The organism is Variovorax sp. DXTD-1 (assembly GCF_003984625.1).
GTDB lineage: Bacteria > Pseudomonadota > Gammaproteobacteria > Burkholderiales > Burkholderiaceae_C > Variovorax.
In genome coordinates this window covers 1-440 of sequence record NZ_RWKH01000083.1, presented here as the reverse complement: position 1 = coordinate 440, position 440 = coordinate 1, and the positions used below count along the sequence as shown (strand labels likewise).

General features: G+C 67.5%; 1 protein-coding gene. It reads right to left on the bottom strand.

The features are described from left to right. A partial coding sequence (locus tag EJI00_RS24960; RefSeq protein WP_148110666.1) for a ShlB/FhaC/HecB family hemolysin secretion/activation protein occupies positions 1–440 on the bottom strand: 440 nt, incomplete at both ends.

The window sequence follows — 440 nt, the reverse complement described above, 5'->3', positions numbered from 1 at the left end:
AAGTCATAGCTCAACTTGCTCCACTGCCCCCGCACGCCAATGACCGCCCCCGCGAGGCTGCGCCCCAGCCCATCCACCGTCGAGCGCCCGCCCACATGCCCATAGTCGGCGCCGACATACAGCTCCGCCCCGCTCTGGCCTGAACCTGTGGGGATGGCCCACCCGATGTCGTTGCGGATCAGCCAGCCCCGCTCGCCCATCAGGCTCGTCTCGCCATCGAAGCCGCGCACCGTGTAGCGCCCGCCGATGGCAAACCGGTCCTGCGACATCAGCGGCGTGCGGTTCCACTGCGCGCGGATCAAGCCCGAATAGCGCAGCTTCTGCTCGCCCAGCTTGAACGGCGCATTCAGGCTCACCTCCGCCGTGTACAGCTTCATGCGCGAAGTGCCGTCCAGCGGCTCGCTCGGGTTGTTGCGGTGGTAGATCTCCTGCGGCGAGGT